Source organism: Beijerinckia sp. L45 (genome assembly GCF_009765775.1).
Taxonomy (GTDB): domain Bacteria; phylum Pseudomonadota; class Alphaproteobacteria; order Rhizobiales; family Beijerinckiaceae; genus RH-AL1.
On record NZ_LMUU01000247.1, the window covers coordinates 3449 to 5397 of the forward strand.

The window sequence follows — 1949 nt, forward strand, 5'->3', positions numbered from 1 at the left end:
CTCCGATTGCTCGAATCCGTCGGTGGCCATGATCAGTATTTTCGCTTGCTTGATACTCGGCATGCCAAGGCTCCTGTGTCGCGTGAAACGGATATGGCGGAATAACCAGACCGAACTAGGCAAGGTTCCCGGCGCGAGGCCCCGCCGGCCGGCGGGCCCAAGGGCGTGTGCCCTCGGGAATTTCCGGTTCGAGGCCGGGCTGATAGAAGCGGTCGAAGGCGCCGCGGCGCCCTTCTTTCAAAAGGCGAAGTGTATCCGGGTCGGCGATGTCGAAGGCATCGAATCCACAACGGACCATGAACTGCATCTCGTCGAAAAGCACGTCGCCAACGGCACGAAGCTCGCCTTTGTAACCCAGGCGCGAGCGCAACAGCCACGCCATCGAGTAGCCGCGGCCATCGGTGAACTTTGGAAAGGCGATCGTGATCAGGTCGATGTGCTGCACATGCTCGTGAAGCCCTTCCACGGCAAAACCGGGTTCCAGCGCGAGGCCGAGCGGCGAGGGCAGGGACTGCCCAGCGTCGCGCCGCTCCAGCCATTCGGCCAGCGTCAGCAGACAGTGTCGCGCGTCGCCTTCCAATCCCTGGTCCCACGGATCGGTCGGAAACGTACCATTCTTGAAATAAGCCATCAGATCCCCGCCCCAGCATCGGGGAAGTCGGTGTGAATGCCGCACTCGACCTTGCCCTTGCCGCGCCAACGGCCGGCTCGGGCGTCTTCGCCAGGACGAACCTGGCTGGTGCAGGGGATGCAGCCGATCGACAGGTAGTTCTTGGCGACCAGTTCGTGACGCGGCAGGTCGTGTTCGGTCAAGTAGGCCAGAATGTCTTTCGCTGACCACGCGGCGAGAGGATTGACCTTGGTGCGCGCGCCTTCGCCCTCGAACAGCGGGAGCGCCGCGCGAGTGTCCGCCTGAAACCGCTTCCGCCCGGAAATCCAGGCGTCGTAGCCCTCAAGCGCGCGCGCCAGCGGAATGACCTTGCGGATCCTGCAGCACGCATCCTGGTCACGCGCCCAGAGAAAGTTTTCCGGATCCTCTTCCGCAAGATCGCGGGCGTCCGGCTCGTAGGTCGTGACGTTGGTCAGGCCGAGCTGCGCGATGATCTGGTCGCGATAGGCCAACGTCTCGGCGAACAGATGCCCGGTGCTGACGAAGATGACCGGAATGGCCCTGTCGATCAGCGAGGCCATGTGCAGCAGGACGACGGAATCCGCGCCGAAGCTCGATACCAGCGCGACCCGACCGGGAAAAAACTCCTTGATCGCAGCACGCAGCGCGTCCTGCGGGGTTTGCGTCGCGAACGTGGCGGATAGGCTCGCCGCGGCGTCCGCATCGCCCGGCCGCACGCGGTCAAGCACTGGCATATAAGGCCTCCTTGAACGGGGCCATGCCGACGCGTCGGAACGCCCGGAGGAAGTCCTCGGTCTCGTCGGTGCGCAGCCGGAGGTAAGTATCGACGACGGTCTCTACCGCATCGACGATGCCCTCCGACGAAAAACCGCGGCCGGTGACGTCGCCGATGCTGCAGGTCTCGTCCGCCGTGCCGCCGAGCGTCAGCTGGTAGGTTTCGACCCCGGCCTTTTCCAGGCCGAGAATGCCGATGTGGCCGACATGGTGGTGACCACAGGCGTTGATGCAGCCGGAGATCTTGATCTTCAGCTGGCCGATTTCGGTCGAACGCTCGTCGTCGGCGAAGCGGTCGGAAATGCGCTGGGCGATCGGGATCGAGCGCGCCGTGGCCAGGGCGCAATAGTCGAGGCCGGGGCAGCAGATGATGTCGGTGACCAGACCGACGTTGCCGGTCGCCAGCCCTTTTGCGGCAAGGCTGTCGTAGATCGCCGGGATATCGTCGAGCGCCACGTGCGGCAGGACGATGTTCTGCTCATGCGAGACGCGCAGCTCGTCGTGCGAATAGGTCTCCGCCAGATCCGCCATGTGGTCCATCTGC

2 protein-coding genes and 1 pseudogene are annotated in these 1949 nt (G+C 64.2%); all 3 read right to left on the reverse strand.

From position 1 onward, the window contains the following. Nucleotides 1-115: 115 nt before the first annotated feature. Entirely contained in the window at nt 116-631 is a 516-nt protein-coding gene (locus GSQ79_RS25495; RefSeq protein WP_158811560.1) for a DUF934 domain-containing protein, read from the reverse strand. Further along, a complete protein-coding gene (locus tag GSQ79_RS25500) occupies nt 631-1365 on the reverse strand; it encodes a phosphoadenylyl-sulfate reductase (protein ID WP_158811561.1) in 735 nt (244 codons plus the stop codon). The genes GSQ79_RS25495 and GSQ79_RS25500 overlap by 1 nt, the downstream gene beginning before the upstream one ends. After that, a pseudogene (locus GSQ79_RS25505) lies at nt 1352-1949 on the reverse strand (nitrite/sulfite reductase); the annotation flags it as partial. The gene GSQ79_RS25500 and the pseudogene GSQ79_RS25505, both read right to left, overlap by 14 nt.

Excerpts from the sequence above, each read along its gene's own strand:
- GSQ79_RS25495 (WP_158811560.1), bottom strand. The coding sequence starts at position 631 with ATGGCTTATTTCAAGAATGGTACGTTTCCGACCGATCCGTGGGACCAG.
- GSQ79_RS25500 (WP_158811561.1), bottom strand. The coding sequence starts at position 1,365 with ATGCCAGTGCTTGACCGCGTGCGGCCGGGCGATGCGGACGCCGCGGCG.